The 21,413-nt window shown below is 36.4% G+C and carries 18 protein-coding genes; 8 read left to right on the top strand and 10 right to left on the bottom strand.

Annotation, left to right across the window (positions count from 1 at the left end; all coding sequences use genetic code 11):
• The first annotated feature begins 115 nt into the window (after nucleotides 1-115).
• The 4 genes from PVK71_RS07915 (at nucleotide 116) to PVK71_RS07900 (ending at nucleotide 5,694) form a co-directional block, all read left to right on the top strand.
• On the top strand, nucleotides 116-1,396 hold the full coding sequence (locus tag PVK71_RS07915; protein WP_274418568.1) for a hemolysin family protein: 1,281 nt from the start codon (nucleotides 116-118) through the stop codon (nucleotides 1,394-1,396).
• A 217-nt stretch (nucleotides 1,397-1,613) separates the two neighbouring features.
• Nucleotides 1,614-2,945: a GGDEF domain-containing protein gene (locus tag PVK71_RS07910; protein WP_274418569.1), complete on the top strand. Its 1,332-nt coding sequence runs from the start codon at nucleotides 1,614-1,616 to the stop codon at nucleotides 2,943-2,945.
• Complete coding sequence (locus tag PVK71_RS07905) at nucleotides 2,938-4,260, top strand: GGDEF domain-containing protein (RefSeq protein WP_274418570.1); 1,323 nt, start codon at nucleotides 2,938-2,940, stop codon at nucleotides 4,258-4,260. The genes PVK71_RS07910 and PVK71_RS07905 overlap by 8 nt, the downstream gene beginning before the upstream one ends.
• A complete protein-coding gene (locus PVK71_RS07900; RefSeq protein ID WP_274418571.1) occupies nucleotides 4,261-5,694 on the top strand; it encodes an EAL domain-containing protein in 1,434 nt (477 codons plus the stop codon). It abuts the gene before it with no gap.
• A gap of 52 nt (nucleotides 5,695-5,746) precedes the next feature.
• On the opposite strand, the gene PVK71_RS07895 is transcribed toward PVK71_RS07900, so the two are convergent.
• Complete coding sequence (locus PVK71_RS07895; RefSeq protein ID WP_274418572.1) at nucleotides 5,747-6,619, bottom strand: hypothetical protein; 873 nt, start codon at nucleotides 6,617-6,619, stop codon at nucleotides 5,747-5,749.
• Complete coding sequence (locus PVK71_RS07890; protein WP_274418573.1) at nucleotides 6,619-7,335, bottom strand: ABC transporter ATP-binding protein; 717 nt, start codon at nucleotides 7,333-7,335, stop codon at nucleotides 6,619-6,621. The genes PVK71_RS07895 and PVK71_RS07890 overlap by 1 nt, the downstream gene beginning before the upstream one ends.
• A 215-nt stretch (nucleotides 7,336-7,550) precedes the next feature.
• Between PVK71_RS07890 and PVK71_RS07885 the strand changes: the two genes are divergently transcribed.
• Complete coding sequence (locus tag PVK71_RS07885) at nucleotides 7,551-8,345, top strand: RecX family transcriptional regulator (RefSeq protein ID WP_274418574.1); 795 nt, start codon at nucleotides 7,551-7,553, stop codon at nucleotides 8,343-8,345.
• Nucleotides 8,346-8,446: 101 nt separating this feature from the next.
• Here PVK71_RS07885 and PVK71_RS07880 read toward each other — a convergent pair whose 3' ends face one another.
• From PVK71_RS07880 to PVK71_RS07870, 3 genes are all read right to left on the bottom strand, one after another.
• Nucleotides 8,447-9,670 carry an HlyD family secretion protein gene (locus PVK71_RS07880; protein WP_274418575.1) on the bottom strand — a complete coding sequence of 408 codons (1,224 nt, stop codon included), beginning with the start codon at nucleotides 9,668-9,670 and terminating at the stop codon, nucleotides 8,447-8,449.
• Nucleotides 9,663-10,040, bottom strand: coding sequence for an MFS transporter (locus PVK71_RS07875; RefSeq protein ID WP_274418576.1), 378 nt, complete (start codon nucleotides 10,038-10,040; stop codon nucleotides 9,663-9,665). Before PVK71_RS07875 ends, PVK71_RS07880 begins: the two co-directional genes overlap by 8 nt.
• Before the next feature lie 127 nt (nucleotides 10,041-10,167).
• Nucleotides 10,168-11,178, bottom strand: a complete 1,011-nt coding sequence (locus PVK71_RS07870) for an AraC family transcriptional regulator (RefSeq protein WP_274418577.1) — start codon at nucleotides 11,176-11,178, stop codon at nucleotides 10,168-10,170.
• 103 nt (nucleotides 11,179-11,281) lie between these two features.
• Here PVK71_RS07870 and PVK71_RS07865 point away from each other — a divergent pair, with 103 nt between their 5' ends.
• Entirely contained in the window at nucleotides 11,282-11,749 is a 468-nt protein-coding gene (locus tag PVK71_RS07865; RefSeq protein ID WP_274418578.1) for a YhcH/YjgK/YiaL family protein, read from the top strand.
• Between the two features lie 81 nt (nucleotides 11,750-11,830).
• Here PVK71_RS07865 and PVK71_RS07860 read toward each other — a convergent pair whose 3' ends face one another.
• From PVK71_RS07860 to norR, 3 genes are all read right to left on the bottom strand, one after another.
• Nucleotides 11,831-12,862, bottom strand: a complete 1,032-nt coding sequence (locus tag PVK71_RS07860; RefSeq protein WP_274418579.1) for a hybrid-cluster NAD(P)-dependent oxidoreductase — start codon at nucleotides 12,860-12,862, stop codon at nucleotides 11,831-11,833.
• A gap of 106 nt (nucleotides 12,863-12,968) precedes the next feature.
• The gene (gene hcp / locus PVK71_RS07855) at nucleotides 12,969-14,630 is read right to left on the bottom strand and encodes a hydroxylamine reductase (RefSeq protein ID WP_274418743.1); all 1,662 of its coding nucleotides are present in this window, start codon (nucleotides 14,628-14,630) and stop codon (nucleotides 12,969-12,971) included.
• 240 nt (nucleotides 14,631-14,870) lie between these two features.
• The gene (norR, locus tag PVK71_RS07850; RefSeq protein ID WP_274418581.1) at nucleotides 14,871-16,409 is read right to left on the bottom strand and encodes a nitric oxide reductase transcriptional regulator NorR; all 1,539 of its coding nucleotides are present in this window, start codon (nucleotides 16,407-16,409) and stop codon (nucleotides 14,871-14,873) included.
• A gap of 246 nt (nucleotides 16,410-16,655) precedes the next feature.
• Here norR and PVK71_RS07845 point away from each other — a divergent pair, with 246 nt between their 5' ends.
• Nucleotides 16,656-19,148: a bifunctional diguanylate cyclase/phosphodiesterase gene (locus PVK71_RS07845; RefSeq protein WP_274418582.1), complete on the top strand. Its 2,493-nt coding sequence runs from the start codon at nucleotides 16,656-16,658 to the stop codon at nucleotides 19,146-19,148.
• 81 nt (nucleotides 19,149-19,229) lie between these two features.
• On the opposite strand, the gene arsB is transcribed toward PVK71_RS07845, so the two are convergent.
• Together arsB and PVK71_RS07835 are read right to left on the bottom strand one after the other, a co-directional pair.
• A complete protein-coding gene (arsB, locus tag PVK71_RS07840; protein ID WP_274418583.1) occupies nucleotides 19,230-20,273 on the bottom strand; it encodes an ACR3 family arsenite efflux transporter in 1,044 nt (347 codons plus the stop codon).
• A 181-nt stretch (nucleotides 20,274-20,454) separates the two neighbouring features.
• Entirely contained in the window at nucleotides 20,455-20,790 is a 336-nt protein-coding gene (locus PVK71_RS07835) for an ArsR/SmtB family transcription factor (RefSeq protein ID WP_274418585.1), read from the bottom strand.
• 311 nt (nucleotides 20,791-21,101) lie between these two features.
• Here PVK71_RS07835 and PVK71_RS07830 point away from each other — a divergent pair, with 311 nt between their 5' ends.
• On the top strand, nucleotides 21,102-21,407 hold the full coding sequence (locus tag PVK71_RS07830) for a hypothetical protein (protein ID WP_274418744.1): 306 nt from the start codon (nucleotides 21,102-21,104) through the stop codon (nucleotides 21,405-21,407).
• The last annotated feature ends 6 nt before the right edge of the window (nucleotides 21,408-21,413 follow it).

The following is a 21,413-nucleotide window of genomic DNA, read 5'->3' as shown; positions in this document are numbered from 1 at the left end:
GTTTAAAAATAGTTCAATATAATGATTGACATTCTTGTAAATCAGGAATATAAGAGTAAGAAAATTCAGCATACGTTATGTTGATTTTCATTATTTTATTAATTCGAGGTTTACATTGGATATTGCCATTTTACTTTTTTTAATTGTGATTAATGGTGTGTTTGCTATGTCTGAGATTGCACTCATGACAGCAAAAAAGAGTCGATTACAAAAACTGGCTTCAGAAGGTAGTAAGTCAGCCGCTAAAGCGATCAAATTAGGTGAAGAGCCTACTCAATTCTTATCTACCGTACAAATCGGTATTACTGGTATTGGTATCTTAAATGGTATTTTAGGTGAGGCTGCATTTTCTGGCCCGATCTCAAACTTTATCATGTCATTTGGTCTATCTGCGAGCTTAGCATCAACCATTTCTACGATGTCGACTGTTGTGATTATCACTTATGTTTCGATCGTGGTGGGTGAGTTAGTTCCAAAGCGTATTGCCCAGTTTCATGCAGAGCGTATAGCAACGTTAATTGCACCGTTGATCAGTTTATTAGCCTCTATTTCTCGACCATTTGTATTCTTACTGTCTATTTCAACTGATGCGCTTTTACGTCTACTTGGACGCTCAAATAGCGATGAAGCTTCAATTACAGAAGATGATATTCATGCGTTACTTTCTGAGGGCTCTGAGCAAGGTGTTATTGAAAAAAATGAACACAGCATGGTACGCAATATTCTTCAATTAGATGATCGACGAGTCGCTTCTTTAATGATCCCAAGAAATGAATTGGTTTATTTCGATACGGAACAATCATGGGATGAAAACTTACCAAAGTTGCTACGTTCAGAATACTCTATTTACCCAGTAACGCGTGGCGGTATGGATAATGTACTTGGTTTTACTACTTCACGATTTTTGCTAAAAGCAGCGCATCAAGAGCACCGCACCAAATGGTTGATGCGTAACTTATTACCTTGTTTGACGATCTTAGAAAATAAGTACGGTAGTGAATTATTGGAGTTATTGAAAACAACAGGCGAAGAAATCGCTTTGGTTGTCGATGAATATGGCGACGCGCAAGGTATTGTTACACAAAAGAATCTGCTAGAAGCACTAGCAGGAGAGTTTAAATCTGAAAACCCAAATGATGCATGGACTGATCAAGTATCAGAAATAGAGTGGATTTTAGATGGTTCTATTCCAACTACGGTATTGAAAGACACATTGAATTTAGGGAGTTTACCTGAAGAAAAAGAAGGTGATTATCAAACACTAACAGGTATGTTCATGTGGTTAACTAGTAATGTTCCAGCGGTAGGTGACTCTGTTCAGCATCAAGATTGGAACTTTGAAGTACTTTCAATTGATAATAATAGAGCAAGTAAAGTAAGAGTTACTCTGACTTAAAAAATAGAATAGATCCAGTATCAAAAAAATTACTGCGATTATTATATCGCAGTAATTTTTTGATTATGCTGTTTATTGAGGATTTATTAAACAAAAATAAAGGATATTTTGAAAGCGATGAAGGATCGCATGAGTGCTTTCACTTGTAGTGCATCATATTAGATAATTAATGATGCATTTTTAGTTATTTATGACTAATGATATATAATTAAGCGCTATGAATGATATAAAAAAATTATGGTTTCTTAAACCCTGTTTATTTTCCGTTTTAATTTTAGGGATATACTCATCATTGTTTTATTACAATGTGTTATCTATTGGGATTTTAGAAAAGAAAATTAATATAAAATATCAAGATATTGTGGATATAACAAAACGATTTTATGGTTATTACATTAATTCTAATACAGTAACAATTGAAGAGGGTATCTACAACTTTAATAATGTTGGTATCATTGTTAATAAAACAGGAGAAGTCAAAGTTTTATCACCAGCGATAAATTTGCTTTCACAAAGCCTTTTAAAAGCTATTGATAAAAAGTATATATGGACTATTGCAGTTATTGAAAAACTACATGACAAGAATACAGGCAATTCCTATTTTTTACCTTTAAGAGATATTTACATAAAATTTAATGATAAAACATTACATGACTCATTAATGTTAGACAGAATCGTTAAGTTAGAAGGATTAGATGAAAGCTATAAAGGCTTTCATAATGATGATATAAGAATCACAGAGGTGTATACAGAAGATTCATCAAATGAAAGAATACATTCTGTTATATATCCTATTTATTTAAAGTCAAAATTAGTATCAGTTATCATTGTTGATATTAAAGAAGGTTGGAATGAATCATTAGTCACTGAATTTAGTGATAAGAGATGGGTGTTTATTACGAGAAATAAAGGGTTTGACTGGGCTACATTTAATATAAAAGTACCATATACATTAAATTCCCCGCCATTAATGGTTAGCCTTGATATATTTAAAATGTTAAGTGTTAGCTTTTATGCTTCTTCTGCAATCTATTTATTCTCGATATTTTTGTATTGTTTATATCTAAAAATTAACAATATTAGATGCAATGATCGGATGACTGGTTTTTTTCGTCGAGATTTTATTGAAAGTAAACTGAATCGGGTTGAAGGCGCTTCCTTTCTTATCATTGATATAGACCATTTTAAGCAAGTAAATGATAACCATGGCCATGCTGTAGGTGATCGAGTTATCCAAGTTGTAACTCAGCGTATAAAAGAAAGTATTAGAGAAGATGATATTGCTATCCGTTGGGGAGGAGAGGAATTTGTTATTGCTTTCTATCATATGAAGCATGATTTTTTTCATCAGAAAGCAGAAATGATTCGAGAAAGAATAGAAAGTGAGAGAATAGAAAGTATGCATATTACCATTTCTATTGGAGGCTCTAAACAGCAATACTCTGAATTGGCTTTTGATGCGATAAAAAGGGCGGATATGGCTCTTTATCAATCAAAAAATACGGGGCGTAACCGCGTGACTTTAGATAAGAACGAAGATAATGCGTGAAATAATTAGTATTAAGAATAAATATTTGAAGACATTCTTATTCTTGTTCCTATTATCTTTTTATATGTTATATCAATATAACAAGTTAGAAGCTAATTCATTTAGAATGGAGTTTCATGAAAAAATAACAAAGTTATATGATACGGTTAGAAAAATTACGCCTTTTTATTTAAACACAACAACAGCAGTGCTTAGTAAAGGTACTCATGAACGTGATGATGTTTCAATTATGGTTGATGAGGATAGCCAGGTTAAAAATTTGTCTTGTGGTATTAATTTATTAGAAGAAGAGTTAACAAATTATATAAATGATGATTATTGGAGTATAGCTATTCTAGAGAAGTTAGAATCTAATGTTAATATCGGCCATTTTAAACCATTACATGAAGTGCATGAGAAATTGAACTCTAAGGAAGCATCAAACTCAAGTTGGATTGATCGGATTGTAGATAACGAAAAAATGTCAAAGAGTTATCAAGCATTTGCTCGATGTGATCTTAAATTAACAGAGCCTTATGTAGAACCGCTTACTGGTAAAAATGTTAGAAGTATATTCTATCCTATTTATGAAAATAAGCAGTTAAGAGCAATGTTCATTTTAGATATGAAAGCAAGTGTATTTTTAAATTGGTTATACGATTTTAATAAAAAGAGATATAGCTTTCTGAATTACGGTGGTGATCATGCGTTATCTTTATCAAGTGATTTTATTGAGATCCCTTGTACACCGGTAAGTAATAAACTAAATCTATCTATAAATATGGTTGATTTGTTTGCGCTGAGCTCAGGCATTGCATTGGTGATAACATTTTTATTATTCTCAATTAATAGGTCGCTATATCGATTTCTGTCATATTGTCGGTTAGATCATATGACTGGTTTATATCGTCGTGATTTTTATGAGTTAAAACTGAACTTAACGTTTGGGAGAGCTGTTATCGTAATTGATATCGATGAGTTTAAACGTATTAATGATCAGTATGGGCACCAACAAGGTGATGTAGTGATAAAAGAGGTATGTCATCGAATAAAGCAGCATATGAGAAGAGATGATATGGCCATTCGCTGGGGTGGTGAAGAGTTTATTATTGTTATTAATCATATATCGAATAGTGAGTTACTAAAGAGAGCAGAGGCTATTCGAAGATCTATCTACGCAGAGACTATAGCGGAGATTTGTGTGTCAGTTTCTGTTGGTGCAACAGCAGGTAAAAATATGTCGTTTAAAAAAGCATTTAAACTGGCAGATACTGCATTATATCAATCAAAAAACTCTGGTAGAAACAGAGTCACTGTATTAGAAGACGTAATCTAAATGAAATTTATTACTAATAAGTATATGGTTGGCGTTATTATTATATTTATCTTGTTTGAATATGTTATACGAGCAGATTATCAGCGATATGTTGAATCAAATATAAAAAATACGATGAAAAATATCGAGTTTAGGTTTGATAAAGCAAAAAAATCAGTGGATGAACTCGCTTATCTTAAAGGTAAAACGTGCCAAGAGATGATGTTACCGTTACAAAAAAAAGTGGCACGTTGTCCATCAATTAATAGTATATCAGTTATCCAAGATGGCCAGTATTTTTGTAGTTCGATTGTCGGTAGTAATATATCGAAAAAAAACATACCTGAAAAAGAGATATACATAAAAGAAAAGAACCTGTTAACGGATCAACCAAGTATTTCATACTACCACCGCTATGATAATGACAATGGTATTCAATTTTTTATGAAAGAAATACCTGTAGAGCTAGAGAATACTCGATTTGGGCTGATTTCGTTATCAAATTCACAATATATAATATCAAAAGGGAATATATTTAGCTCTCATAGTCTAACAGATGAGAAAGTATATTCATCAGAGAAATATGATTTTCATCTATTATTTAAATACGATAAATGGCGCTCTGTTGAATCATATGTTATTGATAATACTCAATTTATTTTCATCTCATTATTAATGTTAGTATTATTCCGTATTTTGTCTTTCTCAAGTACATGGTTTAATTTGGATTTTTATAAATTAAGAAATGCAATTAGAAAAAATCAGATAACACCGTATGTTCAGCCGATAGTCAGTGCCAAAGAACAAATTATTGGTGGTGAGGTATTAGCACGATGGATCAAACCTTGCGGTAGCATTATTTCACCTCTGGAATTTATCCCTAAAATGGAGAAATTTGGACTTATTGGTGAAATGACAAAATCGATGCTACGCCAACTTAGTGATGGCTATCAAAATTCGATTCATAATGGTTTAAGAATAAGTGTAAATCTAACTGAAAGTTGTCTTTATGATGATGAAATTTATACATTATGTGAGCAGTTATCTAAAAAGCTTACGTTAGTATTAGAGTTTACTGAATCAACTGAGTTTGAAAATAGAGAAAAAATCACAAGTTATATGCAAAAATTTCGAGCGATTGGCGTGAAGTTTGCCTTGGATGATTATGGTACTGGTTATTCTTCTTTACAGTATTTAAATTATTATGAATTTGACTTTATTAAGATTGATAAGTCATTCATTGATGATATTGAAACTAATTCACAGTCACTTAAGATACTGGAAAATATTATTTTATTGGCAAATAATCTGGATATTAAATTGGTTGCTGAAGGAGTAGAGAACAAGAATCAACAACAGATATTGAATGAGTTACAGATCTCATCACATCAAGGTTTCTTGTACTTTAAGCCAATGCCACTTAAAGACTTTAACATAGTAGTTAAAGGTAAGTAGTAGCTAACAAAAGTAAGGGAGAGCTCTATTTTATGCGCCTCTCCCTTTTTATTTACTTATTAAACAACCAACGTGGGTTTAATGATTGCCAAGAGATCTCAGTAGTTCGATATAAAGAGATACTAGCGAACAATGAAATAGCGCCAAGTAAACTATACAAGCTTAAGAATCCAGTCCCAGCTTGTGAAAAACTCATCAAAGGCTCTGAAGAGAGCAAGATCGTAGTTGGGAGCTTATACATATGAGTGAGAAATACGGCAATACCATCCCAGTTTAGCACCCAAGTTGACAGCAGTTTCAATGCATAACCGCCTAATAGTAAGATGATTAAAGGTGAATTACTGACTTGAGATAGCGCTAAAACTAACCCTGCAATAGGTAACATAACTACACTAACCAGTAGCATTCTTCCCATAAACTGCAGCCAATGGGTAATCACCGACATAAACGAGGTGTGCTCATGAAGCATAGCTAATACAGTGTCGCTTGATAAGCTCATTATCCAAAAGGATAGATTGGCGATAAGTACTAATGCAGAAAAAATCAATGGAATTACAATTAAACCAAAAGCCAGTTTTATTGCATGCGTATATTGGCTAGAGACGGGCATGCTGCGCCAAAATGCAGAGCTGCCTTCATTACGCTCTTTACGTAATGTTTTTGAGAGATAAGTCGTTGTGAGAGCTAATGATAAAATACCAACGATAAAGCTTAACGCGAGCTGTAGGTCGTTTGAAAATTCAGAACTAAAAGGGGTGAAGTTACCCTGAGTCTCGACTGAAATAAATAAATTATCTTGTAGGCTAGTGTTCATCATTAAGCTAATGAAAAGTACTGCACCGCAAAGAAGGATAAACAGAGGGACACGAGTAATCGTTTTGTGTTCAATAAGCTCTTTTTCAAACATATATAATGATTGGCGCATTAAATAGATTCCTTTTGAAGGGCAATAAAGAGTTCAGCTAATGTACCTTGAGGAATGCTATCCATACTCTCTTTCTTCACGCATTTACCTTGTTTTAAGATCAATACATCCGTTAATAAATGCTCAATTTCAGCCACTTCATGACTCGCAATAATTAAACAGCGCTCTCCCGCATTAAACCAAGTCGTTAAGTGCTGATAAAACGTATCGCGATATAATAAATCTAATCCTAAGGTTGGCTCATCTAAGATCAGAACTTTAGTATCGGTTGCAATTACTATTGCTAAATGAACTTGTACCTTCATGCCTTTTGATAGTGAGCTTATTTTGCTATTTAATTTGATATTGGTGTTACTCAATACAGAAGCTGCTTTATTACTATCAAAGCTTGGGTGAACTCCTGAGGTATAGTTTAAAAGTTGTTTTACGCTCATCCATTCAGGTAACACATTGACATCAGAAATATAGGCTAAATGCTGCATTAATTCAGCGTGTTGATCGATAGGATGCAGACCATTCACTCTGATCTCTCCCTCGTAACGATGAGCGCCCAACAGAGCATTTATCAGTGTCGATTTTCCCGCACCGTTGTGCCCAAGTAAGCCAAGAACTTGTCCTGCTTTTAAATCAAAACTGATATCGCTTAATGCTTGTTGATTCTTATTGGAGTCTGAATAGTGTTTTGAGACATTTCTTACATTAACAAGAGAAGTCATTCTGTGCCTTACATTATTGAATTACTTAGTACTATTGAGTAGAAATACCATGATAAGTTCCATAAAGAAAGAATTGGGTGAGGAGCATCAGTGTTTACTAGATTCAATGTTTATACTTAAAGCCAATATAAATACAGCATTCGAATTAGTTTTGCGTCTTAGAGTGAGATACGTTAGATTCAGCTTTTGTTCGATCAATAAAATTAGAGGTTACCATGTTCAGTCAACTTCCCGTAAAACCTGCAAAAACCATTGATAATGTATATGGCAGTGCTTTTTATCACCTTGAAGCAAAAGACAGAACCATTGATGAGTTAAGAAAAAAGCTTGTAGCGAAGACGGATAATCAAGAGTGGATTGATACCGTACTTGAAGACCTCATCGGGCGTGGCTATCTAAAATCGGATAAAAATTTTGCGATTAATTTTGTTGAAATGGCATTTAGTAGCGAGAAAGGCAGTCAGTTTATTTTGTCTAAATTGAGAGAAAAAGGCATTAATGAATCCATTGTTAACGAAGCAATAGCATATGTATCTAATCGTGATGAAGTCTGTGAAATAACATTATTGAACAACCGATTAGCTAATATGAATTTAGACTCCTTATCGAGTGATAAACTCTACGCAACATTGACTAAGTATGGTTTTAAATCTGCCGATGTTCGTGAGGCGATTAAATCTCATCCTGTTGCCTCAACCTTACCTTCTAAAATGCAAATTAAAGCCGATAAAGCGGATCTCGTTAAAGAAATTGAGAAGCTTGCCCGTAAACTAAAAGGTAAGTCTGTTATCAAGCGGGAGCTAAAACAAAAGCTGATAGATATTTCAACCTTTGATGAAGAGATTGAAAAACTAGAGATGGATGGTTCGATTGATTTTTATGAAAATTGCCAATTGCGATTAGACAAAAAGCGCTTTGATTTGAGCAACTCAAAAGACAAAAGCAAAGCTTATGCTTATCTGTATTCTCATGGTTTTAGCTCGGATGAAATTAAAGAGACGTTAAGTTAATTACATTGGGGTTTGGGATGCGTTGACGACGACAAAAAGCAGAAATATAAAAAAGCCCCATAGTTCGAGAGAGTGAGCTATAGGGCCAAACATCTAAATTGTCACAATGAATAAAAGAAGTAAATTTGCGATTTCATTCGAATGATAATCCCACGAATTACATCTAAGAAAGCCATAAAACCAATGGGTTTCTCACCTGAAATCCATGCTAAACCAACAGAGCCAACCGGAATATCATAGCCTTCGCCCTCTTCAAGTTTTAAACGTACAAAGTGGTGCTTATTATTAACGTTTAATCCTGTCGTTTGGCGAACATTCGTTTCTCTGCCTAGTAAGTTACCTTGTGCTTCACCTGTTGCTTCAACAATGCCTTCTACCTCTGCCACAAAGACTTTTCCAGGATAAACTGCGCTAGAGAACTCAGCAGGACGACCAACCGTCACATTACGTATTGCTTGGTGGTTAACTCGCATTAATACATACTTCTCATTGGTATACATCTGCATACGCGGAACTGCACCAATATATTGACCTTCACGCAGAATAAAGTTTGTCACATAACCATCAGCAGGAGCGTAGATTTTAGTATTGTCTACATTCCATTGTGCTTGAGATACGCTTTCTTTTGCATTGGCAAGCTCACTTTCTTTGGATTTTACGCCTAACTTTGCGTTATCAAAATCAAGCAGTGCTTTTTCATTGGCTAGTTTTGCTTTATTAAGCTGAGCAATTGCGCTCGCAACTTCAATTTCACCTATAGAAACGAGTGTGCCTTGCTCATCTAACGCACTTTGCGTGATGGTATTTTTTACTTTTCGATTTTGCTCAATATAACGCTGTAGTGTGAGTTTCTTGTATTTTAGATCTTGGCTCTTAGCTTCAATTTGTTTTTGGCTAACCACAATGTCACTTTCTGATGCGGTGATAGCTTGGTGTGCCAGTTTCACGTTTTGATTTGCAACTTCAAGTCCAATAGCGCTCGCTTCTTGTGAGACTATCGCTTTGTTTAACGCAATTTGGTAAATCTCATCATCAATTTCATAAACCAGTTGGCCTTTAGTCACTTCTTGGTTTGGTTCAACATAAATCTTGGTGACGACGCCTTTAATTTGCGTACTCGCAGGACGAAGTTGAATGTGTGGTGATTGCACGACGGAACCACCAGAAAGATCCATTGGAGTGAAATTTAATAATCCTGCCCATACAAACAACAACCAAGACCCGCCGCCAATGTAGGCAAAACCTTGAGTAAACTTATTCCAAGGCATGCCAACCATTCTAAGTAGGTATATAAATAGAGCCCATACTGCTAACCCCTCAAGCATTGTGATTCTCCTCTTGAGTTGGCTGTGCTGCGGTGCTTTCTGTTATTGGTGTTTGTGCTTGTGTCTGTAATGGTGAAGTAGGTTGATGCCAAATATCACGAATTTTGATCAATGCTTTTTCGGCATCAACAAAGGCGCAAATCACGGCTAAAACCCAGACCCAATGCCAGACAAATCCTATCCAAGTGAGGGCGGTAATAAGCCCTATTTGCTGGTGTTGTTTACTGTGTGCTTTGTTAATTGGTAGTTCATGAAGTTTCCAGAAACCATACGCGAGGGCGATAATACTTCCTATCATGACGACGCTCGCAGCAATATGCAGCCCAAGATCCTGACCTGATCCAACGAAGGGCATGCTGACTAAACTCATAAATGATTTACCTTAAATAATAATGAGCAGTAAGCATGAAGGGTAACGGAGTGATATGTCGATTAAATGTATTTAAATATATCAAGTAATGGCAAAAACTGATGTTTTTGACTGTTTTGTTTAGGTTTTAAAGTAGTGTTTTTCTGTATTGTACAGGGGTAACACCATACATACGTTTAAACGCAACAGAAAATGAAGCCGTAGTTTTATAGCCAACTCGTTGTGTAATTTCTTGCATGGATAACTCACTTCCCATTAATGTGATAGCCTCATCACAAATGCTGTGATGAACAATATCGGTAAAAGCAATACTTTGATCTTGTAAGCGACGTTGAAGAGTAAGTGGCTTCATCCCCATTTTTTGAGTGACAAACTCAAGCGTAGGATAACCAAAAAACAAGGCATATTTAGTGAGTTCAAATACCACTTTTAACGTATCTTGAGGCTGTGGAATAAGCATATAACTCATCGCTTGCTCTACGGTAAATGCCTTCACTTGTGATGTTGGTAGTTTAAAGCGACGAGGGCAAGTGATGTCTTTAACAGGAAACCAGACTTGAGTATTTGGACTGTTCCATATGATAGGGCAGTTAAAGATAGCCTCAATTTCTCCTGTTTTACCAATCATGTTACCTGAAAGATGAATTGCAACCGGTTGATAATCATCGCCATGGAACAGTTTTAATAATCGAACGAATGATCCCGCGGCCAAAATACTTTCATGAATACGAGCTTGAGGCAGCATTGTTGGGGTTAAAATTCGCCATTTTGCTATCGAACCACTTAATAGCATATTTACCTGCACCCCAGACTGAAGAGCATTGTGTATGGTATTCATACGCTTAATTGCCATGCCCAAATTGGTCGAGCTTGCTAATAGCTGCACAAAAGGACCAAACTGCTTCAAACTGTCTGATTGTGTTAGCTTTGCTGTGTAAGCTGGATCTTGGGTTAACAATTCAATTTTACAGAGTAGAGATTCGAGATCGCTTAATGGCATCAATTTTAGTTGATAATCAAATAGCTGAGGCGGCATATCAAAATCGGCATAGGTTAGTCCATAATATTTCATTGCATGGTCTATCAGCATTTTCGCACTGTGCACTCGCACAAGATAAGTTGCGTTTGGTTTAGCCATGAAGCCTCATTAAAAGTCACTTTAAACAGCATTATATCTTACTGATATCAATATCTCATGCTACTATTTTTAACTTCATCATCGATATCATTGAGAGGCTATTTTGTTTAAAGGTAAATGGAGTGACGATATTCAAGGGGCTGCATTACACCCTGTTATCATTGAGATTATTCAAAAAGTAAAAGAACAAACAATAGAAAATACAGAAGTAGGCAACTACCCATTACCTGATGAGTCAGTCTATTTTATAGTGAACGATAAAACGGAATTGAAAGAAAATCGTCGTTCAGAAATTCACCATAAATACCTTGATGTTCAATTAATTTTGGAAGGTACTGAGACGTTCGGTTACAGTGAATATCCATTATTATCGATTGAAGATGATTACCTTGAAGAGAAAGACATCGCTTTTAGTAACGACGTTCAAGATGAGCAGTTTGTAACGTTAGAGGCGGGTGAGTTTATTATTTTCAATCCTAAGCAGCCACATCGCCCATTGGTTGCGGTTGATGAGCAACCAGCAGCAGTGAAGAAGCTGATTATTAAAGTGAATAGTGCGCTGTTGGTGTAGTTATAGTTATATATTTAGATTTAAAAAAACCGATGATAGTAAATATTCATCGGTTTTTTGAGATTAGTTATAAAGAAAAAGCTAGATTAAGCTAACTTCAACATCTGATTGAACTTGGCTTGAACACGCCAATGCATAACCTTGATCGATATCTTCTTCTGTTAATGTCTCAGTACTTGTTCGACTTACTTCGCCTTTCTCTACTTTACATTTGCACGAACCACACATACCGCTGCGACAAGCGATAATTATTGGAACGCCACTTTCTTCAAGTACATCAGCCAGTGTTGCGCCTTTATCTATTTCTTTTGAAACACCAAAAGCGGGTACTTCAAACTGAACCACGCCAGAGGCGTCTTCAGTGTTACTTACTTCCGCTTCAATCGGTGTAAAGCTTTCTTGGAAAAAGTGCGCCATATCTAAACCAATGTTTTCTAGGTTGGTTTTCATGTCTTGCATGAATTGGTTAGGGCCACACAAGTAAACTGTGCGTTCTATTAAGTCAGGACAAAGCGTGTTTAGCCACTCTTGGTCTAGGCGACCTTGTGGGTGATTTGTCTCTGCATTATCTTTTAATAGCAGCTTCAAATGAAAATTAGCATGAGTTTCATGCAGCAACTCTAACTCTTCAAAAAAGATGGTTTGTTCTTTGCTTTTTGCCATATGGATAAAGCTAATATCGACCTCTATATCTTGAGCTATCCATGTTTTCGCCATCGACATCACTGGTGTAATACCACAGCCAGCGCTTAATAACGCGACTTTTTTTCTTGGCTTGCAATCGATTGAATTGAATGGACCTGCTGGTGCTAAAACAGCAACCTGCTCACCTTCATTTAACTGTTCAATGAGATAGTTGGATACCTTGCCGCCTTCAACCCGTTTAATGGTTAATTGCAGAAAATCTTGATTTGGCATTGAGCTGATGGAGTAGGCGCGATATTCCATCTTTCCTTCAATTTCAAAACCGACACTAATAAATTGACCCGGTTTAAAATCAAAGCTTTCTTGGTTTTGGCTTGTTAGTTGTAAGCTAATAGTATCATCAGTCTCAAACCATTTTTTATTGCAGCGAAGTTGAACAGGAGTTGTTGGCCAAATAAATTGTGTCATATTTATTCTCTATTACTTATAAGTTATTGCTCAGAAGTTATAACTTGCTTTAGAGCGAAAAATGCCCCAGATAACTGAGGCATAAATTAGAAATGGTATGCGCGAATTACGCGGTTAAAATCGTTTTTAGATCTTCTTCAACTGTCGTGATACTACGCATATCAAATTTATCTTGAATAATAGCAAGCAGGTTATCCGTTAAGAACGCAGGGGCAGTTGGACCGGTGTAAATACCTTTAACGCCAAGAGCAAATAGAGTCAGTAGGATAACAATCGCTTTTTGCTCGAACCAAGAAAGTACCAGCGTTAATGGAAGTTCGTTGATGCCACAATCAAACTCTTTAGCTAGTGCAAGTGCGAGTTGAATAGCTGAATAAGCATCGTTACATTGACCAACATCCAATAAACGCGGGATACCATTAATATCGCCAAATTGATTTTTGTTGAAACGGAATTTACCGCAAGCAAGCGTTAAAATTACTGAGTCTTCAGGCGCTTGAGCTGTGAAATCTGTGTAGTAGCTGCGTTCTGATTTGTCACCATCACAACCACCAACAAGGAAGAAGTGGCTGATGTTGCCTTCTTTGACTTGTTCGATAACTGCAGGAGCAGCTGCCATTAACGCGTTACGACCAAATCCAACGGTGATCATCTGTTCGATTTCGTTGTGTTTGAAGCCTTCTTGCGCTAATGCACAATCAACAACTGCTGTAAAATCATCACCTTCTAAGTGAGCAACACCAGGCCAACCAACGATGCTACGAGTAAATAGACGGTCTGCGTATTGACCCACATTTGGGTTTAATAGACAGTTTGATGTCATTACGATAGCACCAGGGAAGTTAGCAAATTCTTTTTGCTGGTTCTGCCATGCACTGCCGTAGTTACCTACAAGGTGAGGGTATTTTTTAAGCTCAGGGTAAGAGTGAGCAGGAAGCATTTCACCGTTAGTATAAACGTTGATGCCTTTGCCTTCAGTTTGTTGAAGGATTTTTTCTAAGTCATGTAAATCGTGACCAGAAACAAGAATACATTTACCTTCGATAGTTTTTACGTTTACTTGTGAAGGCTCTGGATGACCAAATGTTTTTGTCTCACCTGCATCTAGCATTTCCATTACACGGTAGTTCATTAGACCAATTTTCATTGAACAGTCTAATAACTCACCAAGTTCAGTAGGATCAGTACCTAACCAAGCCATGATTTCATGATATTCAGCAAACACAGCGTCGTCAGTTTGACCAAGAACACGTGCGTGCTCCATGTAAGCCGCTGCGCCTTTTAAGCCGTAAAGACAAAGTAAACGTAGGCCAATAACATCTTCATGCTGCGATTCGTGACCACGGTTAACCGCAGCTTGTGGTGCTAATGCTATAAGCTCTTCTGCATTGGTTGGTAAATCAAATAAGGCGGCAGGAGATAGCTCAGATAATTTGGTATTGCTAAGAAGAGCTGCTGCACGAACTTGTTCTTCAAGTTGTTTTTTGTAAGCGTGTGCTTGCAGTGCGAATTCGATAACACGCTCAGGGTCGAAGTTGACGTTAGTTAGTGTCGCGAAGAAGGCTTTAGGTGCCCACTGGTCGATCTCATCAATTACTACGTTTACTTTACGGCCTTGTTCTGCCCAGAAAGAAACACCTTGTAATGCATAAACTAAAATATCTTGTAAGTCAGATACTTCTGCTGTTTTACCACACATACCTTGTGCAAAAGAACAGCCTTTTGTTGTAGGTGTTTGAATTGTTTGCTCACATTGGATACAGAACATAGTTGGAACTCCAGTCATTGAATACATATTGTTCAAATCACGTCAGTTCAGTACGTTCTACCCTTGTGGAATAGATTGCTGAACTCATCTCGATTTGAATCGACATTGATGAGTTCCTTATTGCACAGGGTGTGCCAATTTTAACTTGTTGATTTTATTGATGTTACTTTGGATTGAAAAGCAGTCTGATGTATTTATCACATCGAATTTGTTGTAATAAACACATCAGTGGGTTCGATTTTATGAATTAGTGATCCCTAATTTTTTACCCATTCGATACAGATTACCTCTATCCATTTGTAAAAATTCGGCGGCTTTTGACCAAGTTCCATTCGATTCAGCTAAAACGTGTTCAATTAATTGTTTTTGATAGGTTTCTACCAGCTCTCTCATTGGCTTACTTTCTTTAGGTAGTAAGTTTGTTGTTATTTTAACATCATTAGAATGTTCCACATCTCCTAAAAAGTGAGCTAGAGTAATACTCGTATCGTTTTCTTGTATTGCACGAAGCCCTGCTCGCATTAATGTATGTTCAAGTTCTCGTACATTACCTAACCACGGACTATTCTCTAAATGAGTTAATGTACGTGGATGAATATGAAGGTTAGGCACGTTAAATTGGGTACGAACTTTATCTAATAAATAGCCCGCTAAAACAGAAATATCCCCGTCACGATCACGCAATGGAGGCACATTTATAGGGAATACATTTAAACGGTGAAATAAGTCAGCTCTAAAGCATCCTGCTTCTACTTCTTGCTCTAAATTTCGGTTAGTTGCGGCGATGATACGCACATTCACCATTATGTTTTTATCGGAGCCAACACGCTGAACTTCACCTTGTTGGATAACACGTAATAATTTGGCTTGAATTAATAAAGGCAATTCACCGATTTCATCTAAGAAGATCGTACCGTTATCCGCTAATTCAAACTTGCCCGCTCGATGGTTATTTGCACCAGTAAACGCGCCTTTGACATGGCCAAATAATTCACTTTCTGCGAGAGACTCTGGTAATGCGGCACAGTTTACATAAATCATTGCTTGGTCACTCCGGGAAGATTGCTCATGGACTGAGTGCGCAACTAATTCCTTACCCGAACCCGTTTCACCACTGATGAGTACAGTATAATTAGAATGCGCTACCATCTTGATATTATTACGTAATCGTTCAATTTGAGGGCTAATTCCAATCAATTCACCTTTTTGATTTCGGGCTTGTTGGATTAAGGCTTGGTTTATCGATTTCTGTTGTTGATTACTGTTTTTTAGTGTCTCAATTAAAGCTTTATTATGTAAGGTTGCTGCCGCTAATGCTGCGAAAGTTTCAATGGTTATGTTATCTATCTTTTTAAAGGCACCAACCTCTAATGCATCTAGGGTTAGTAAACCCACTAAAGTATCTTCGACATATAAACTACACCCTAAGCAGTCATGCACTTCAATATTGACATGTTCATCAACCAATAATAAGCCATCAAAGGGATCCGGTAAGTCTGAGTTTGATTCGAATCGAACAGGGTGTTTACTCTCTAGAATTGCTTGTAATCTCGGATGTACTTTGGGTGGAAAGCTACGGCCTAACACAGCGGCAGATAAGCCTTGAACAGCAACGGGTTTTAAGATCCCATCATGGTCTAATACAAACAATGCACTGGCATCACAGGGAAATACTTGATGAATAGAAGAGATCAAACGTTGGTAATGTAAATCACTTGATAAATTAGAACTAAGATCCAATGCGATTTGAAGTAAGACTTTTTCGATAGAAGGTTTCATTGCATACACCGATAGAAAGCAGAGAGACTAGGGTATCAGTTGATGTTAAAAATACATCATCAATAGCTTAACCCAGATCAACAAAAGGCGAATCAGTAAATAAAATGAGCTTACATGAGAGCTGGATAGTCCATTTGTTTAACTCTTTGTAGGTAAAGTATCTACTTTTTCTTTTTATGGTTTGATGTTCTGTAATTTTTAAGGCAAAATCTTGGTGTTTTTTTATCCATATTGAGTTTGCCTGCCATGAAATTATTGAGTAACCGAAAATTACTAAGAGTGCTGCAATATCTCCCTATTGTGATCATTCTTATATTTACCGTAGTGCTGAACTTTTTTATTGTGAAAGACAACAAGGTCAAAGTAAATATTTTGGTGGAGTCGGTACGGACAGATGTTATTGGCACTCAAAAGCAAAAAATAAAGTCGAATATTGATCAGTTATATCAACAAATAAATCATGAAAAGATGCTGGTAGAGCAGATTGCCAGAGAAAAACTTCGCTTTCGTGTTGATACGGCAATTAGCATCGCCAATGGATTGTTGCTTGAAAACCAAGATAAGCCGATAGAAGAAGTGAAACAGCTTATTATTGATTCATTACGTCCTATTCGCTTTGATGGCGGGCGTGGATACTTTTACATTTCGACGCTGGATGGGATGAATGTGATGCATCCGATTAGCCCTGATTTAGAAAATACTTCAATACTTAATCGCATGGACTCTCGTGGTAATTATTATATTCAGCGCAAAAAAGAAGAATTAAATAATAAAGGAGAAGCGTTTAACCATTATTGGTATATCAAACCAGGCAATGGAGGCGAGGAGTTCGCTAAGGTCAGTTTTGATCGAAAGTTAGGTGCATTTAATTGGTATATTGGTTCTGGTGAATATGTTTTGGATATTGAAGAAGGGGTTCAGCAGCAAGTATTAGGAATGCTCTCTAGTATCAACATGGATGATGATGGCTACATCTTTGTGTTTGATTTAGACGGTGATGCAAAATTAATTAATCAAAAAGTAATTACAGACCATTCTATCGACGTTTATAAAGTGAATGATGAGCTTGGTAAGTTATTATTTAATGCGACTGAGAAAAAAGGCTTTCTACTCTATAATAACAAATTAGTTGAAGGGGCGAATTTACTCGGGCCTAAAATCAGTTATTTCCGAGTTATTGATGGCTGGGATTGGGTCATTGGGACCGGTTTTCATACCAACCGTGTCTCAGCATTCATTAAAGAAAAAGAAAAAATGCTAGTGACGCAAGGGAATGAAGAGCTACTGAAACTCCTAGGATTAACCTTGCCTTTTAGTTTCATTTTAACGTTTTTAACAGTGAGCGTTGGTCGTCGTGTATACCGACATTTTGTGACGTTAGAGGGGCAGGTTATAGATGATTTTGAGCGATTAAAAATAAGTAGAAATGAAATGCAGTACATGGCTAAATATGATCAATTAACCGATTTGCCTAATCGTATGCAACTTACTGAAAATATAGAAAAATTGATTGCGTTATCAAAATTACAAAATAAGAAAGCTGCGATTTTTTTTGTTGATTTAGATGATTTTAAGCGCATTAATGATCAATACGGACATGCTGCTGGAGATCAATTATTAAAGCAAATTGGTCAACGATTTGAAAGTATTCTTGGAAATCATGATTGTGTTTCTCGTTTTGGTGGAGATGAATTCATATTTTGCTTTTCTATGTTAGATAGTCAGGAAGGGGCAAAATGTAAAGTTAGGCAGATTCAAACCTTATTTATGTCTCCTTTTTTGTTAGATGGTGTCGCTGTTGCTACAAAATGTTCAATTGGGGTATCAACCTACCCTGATCATGGCACTAACTCCGAAGAACTTATATCAAAAGCAGATATTGTTTTATATAAATCAAAAGAGGAGCAAAAGGGCGATGTAATGTTTTACAACGCAGATATTAATCAGCAGGTTCAATATAATACATTACTTGAAAACCAACTTAATCAAGCAGTAAAAAGAAATGAAATCAGTGTGGCTTACCAGCCACAAATCAATACCGAAACACAAGAAATAGAGTCGGTTGAAGCCTTATGTCGCTGGCACAATCCCGAATTAGGCATCGTGTCTCCTCTTGAATTTATTCCTGTTGCAGAGCGTATTGGTGTTATTCACGACCTTGGTGATTATGTATTCCATTTAGCATGTAGAGATACACTGGCATTAATGCCTAATGGGGAAAATGCAATAGGGGTTTCTATTAATATCTCACCTAAACAATTAGCTCGCCTCGATTTTGAACAACGAGTGATGGCAATTGTGCAAGAGTCAGGAATTGATATCGACAGGGTGACATTGGAGATCACTGAGAATATTTTTATTGATGATCTTGCGATGGTTTCTCCTGTATTACAAAGACTCAGGGCGCAAGGATTTGGCATTTCTCTAGATGATTTCTGTACTGGGTATTCTTCACTAAATTACTTAAATAACTTGCCTATCAGTGAAATCAAAATAGATCGTTCTTTTGTTGATAAGCTATTAAACAATAAGCAAAGTGATACTTTGGTGAAAGCGATCATTGCGATTGGATCTTCATGCCAAATGAAGGTTGTAGCAGAGGGTGTTGAAACCCTAGCGCAGCATGAGAAATTAAAAGAATACCACTGCGATTTACTGCAAGGGTATTACTTTGATAAACCTTTGAACATTGATGATTTAATTAAGCGTTATACAGATAAACAAATATTGGTGAGTTAATAAGTGAAAGTAAAATGGAGGGTTAGGGTTGAATGATTCAAACATTAACACTCCATTTATATATTTTTAAAGGGCTGTCATTTAAGCGATTGAGCTTGCCTTTTCTTTTCCTTTCATTCTCAAAGCTACATTAACTAAAGCGATTAAAACTGGCACTTCGATTAGAGGCCCAATAACCCCTGCAAAAGCTTGGTCAGAGTTCAAACCAAATACCGCGATAGAAACCGCAATCGCTAGTTCAAAGTTATTTCCCGTTGCTGTAAAAGCGATAGAGGCGTTCTTGTCATAAGGAATCCCCATCTTCTTGCCGATAAAGAAACTAGTGAAGAACATTAAGACAAAATAAATAGCCAGTGGAATAGCAATGCGAACCACATCCATTGGTAGCTCAAGGATCATTTCACCTTTTAAGCTAAACATCAGAACAATCGTACCCAATAGAGCAATCAAGGTGATAGGTGAGATTTTTGGAATGAAAACCGTGTTGTACCACTCTTCACCTTTTTTAGAAACCAAGATTTTACGGCTTAAAAATCCAGCTAAGAATGGGATACCAAGATAAATCAGAACACTTTCAGCAATATCCATCATAGAGATATCAACCACCATGCTTTCATAACCAAATACCGGTGGTAGCACACTAATGAATAACCACGCCATAAAGCTGTACGTTACGATTTGAAACGCAGAGTTAATCGCAACTAAAGCCGCACCATACTCTTTATTACCGCCACCAATATCATTCCAAACTAATACCATGGCAATACAGCGAGCTAAGCCAATCAGAATAATACCGACCATGTAGCCTGGGTGATCACCTAAAAAGATTAATGCCAGAATAAACATCAGAATAGGGCCGACAACCCAGTTCATAATTAGAGAAAGGGTAATGGCTTGTTTGTCTTTTACGACCGTACCAAGTAAGTTGTAATTCACTTTTGCTAACGGTGGATACATCATTAAGATCAGACCAATCGCTAATGGAATATTGGTTGTACCGACCGACATGGATTCATTCCATTGTGCCACTTGAGGGAACTGGACCCCAAGTAATACACCAATAGCCATAGCGATAAAAATCCACAGTGTTAAATATCTATCTAGAAATCCTAGTTTAGGTTGCATAATCTCGCCTTAGTTTAGGTTGTAAATTTAAAACTCATTAATCGTAAATCGTCGAAATTCGATTGATATAATTAAGAATTATCACGAAGTTTCTCTATTACAAAGCTTAAAGTGCCTAGTTTATTTAACTGCTAGGCCATTACGTATTTGTGACAGTGTATCGCTAATAATCACGTTGGTATTAATCTAAAATACTTTGAGTCAGGTTTTCAAATTGACGAATACACTCTCGGTTTATGCGATAGCACATTTTGGGTGGTATTGACTCAGCAGTAATAAACCCAGCCAATTTTAAAATACGTAAATGCTCAGAAACGGTTGATTGCGCCAAGCCTAATTCAGAGACTAGGTCGCTGTTTAGGCAGCCACCTGCTTTTTCTAGAGCAGATAGAATATGTAAAATTCGCACACGTGCAGGATGTGAAAGGGCTTTTGCTAATAGTGCAAATTCTTTCTCTTTTTGAAGATCTTGCTCTGTAGAGCGAAAAGTTGAAGTATCATTAACATTACAAGTCATCGTTATTATCTTACCTTTTTTACTGCACTGAAAGTTAATCGTCGAATTGCGATTAACTATAGGCGGAGATAAGAAAGAGATCAAGCCCTGAATTCGACTTATGAAAAATAAACAATAGTAAAGGCAGCAAAAAAGAGTGAAGCGCATCAAAAAATCAAATCAATAGACAATAAATATTCACAAGTTTTCTATTTGGTGACCGATATAATTGATAGACGGTTAATTATTCATCAAAGGACAGAGTAATGATAAGTGGCGTTTCTTCATATCAAAATGCAATGACATACAGTAAAGCTGTGCCTTCTACTATCATGGTTGCTAACCCAAGTGTGAAGGTCTCTTCAATGGGAAATACGATATCGGTAAGTGATAACCAAGTCAGCTTATCAAGTGAAGGAAAGGCCTTATTGTATGCGCTTCAAGATATAGAAAAAGAAAGCCAACTAAACCGTGATTTAAACAAAGACATGGGGGACGACGTTGAGTCTTTTGCTCATGGTGCTTTAGGGATGGATCATCCAGATAAAATCGAAGAAGAAAATGACTCCTCTTATTCCGCTGGGCAATACTTATCTGCAGCATTAACTGTGGGTGGAGTATTATTAGCATTGGTTTGATAATCT

Origin of the sequence: Aliivibrio sp. S4MY1, assembly GCF_028765545.1 — a bacterium.
Classification (GTDB): Bacteria; Pseudomonadota; Gammaproteobacteria; order Enterobacterales; family Vibrionaceae; genus Aliivibrio.
The sequence above is the reverse complement of the archived record's forward strand: the minus strand, read 5'-3'. Positions and strand labels throughout refer to the sequence as shown.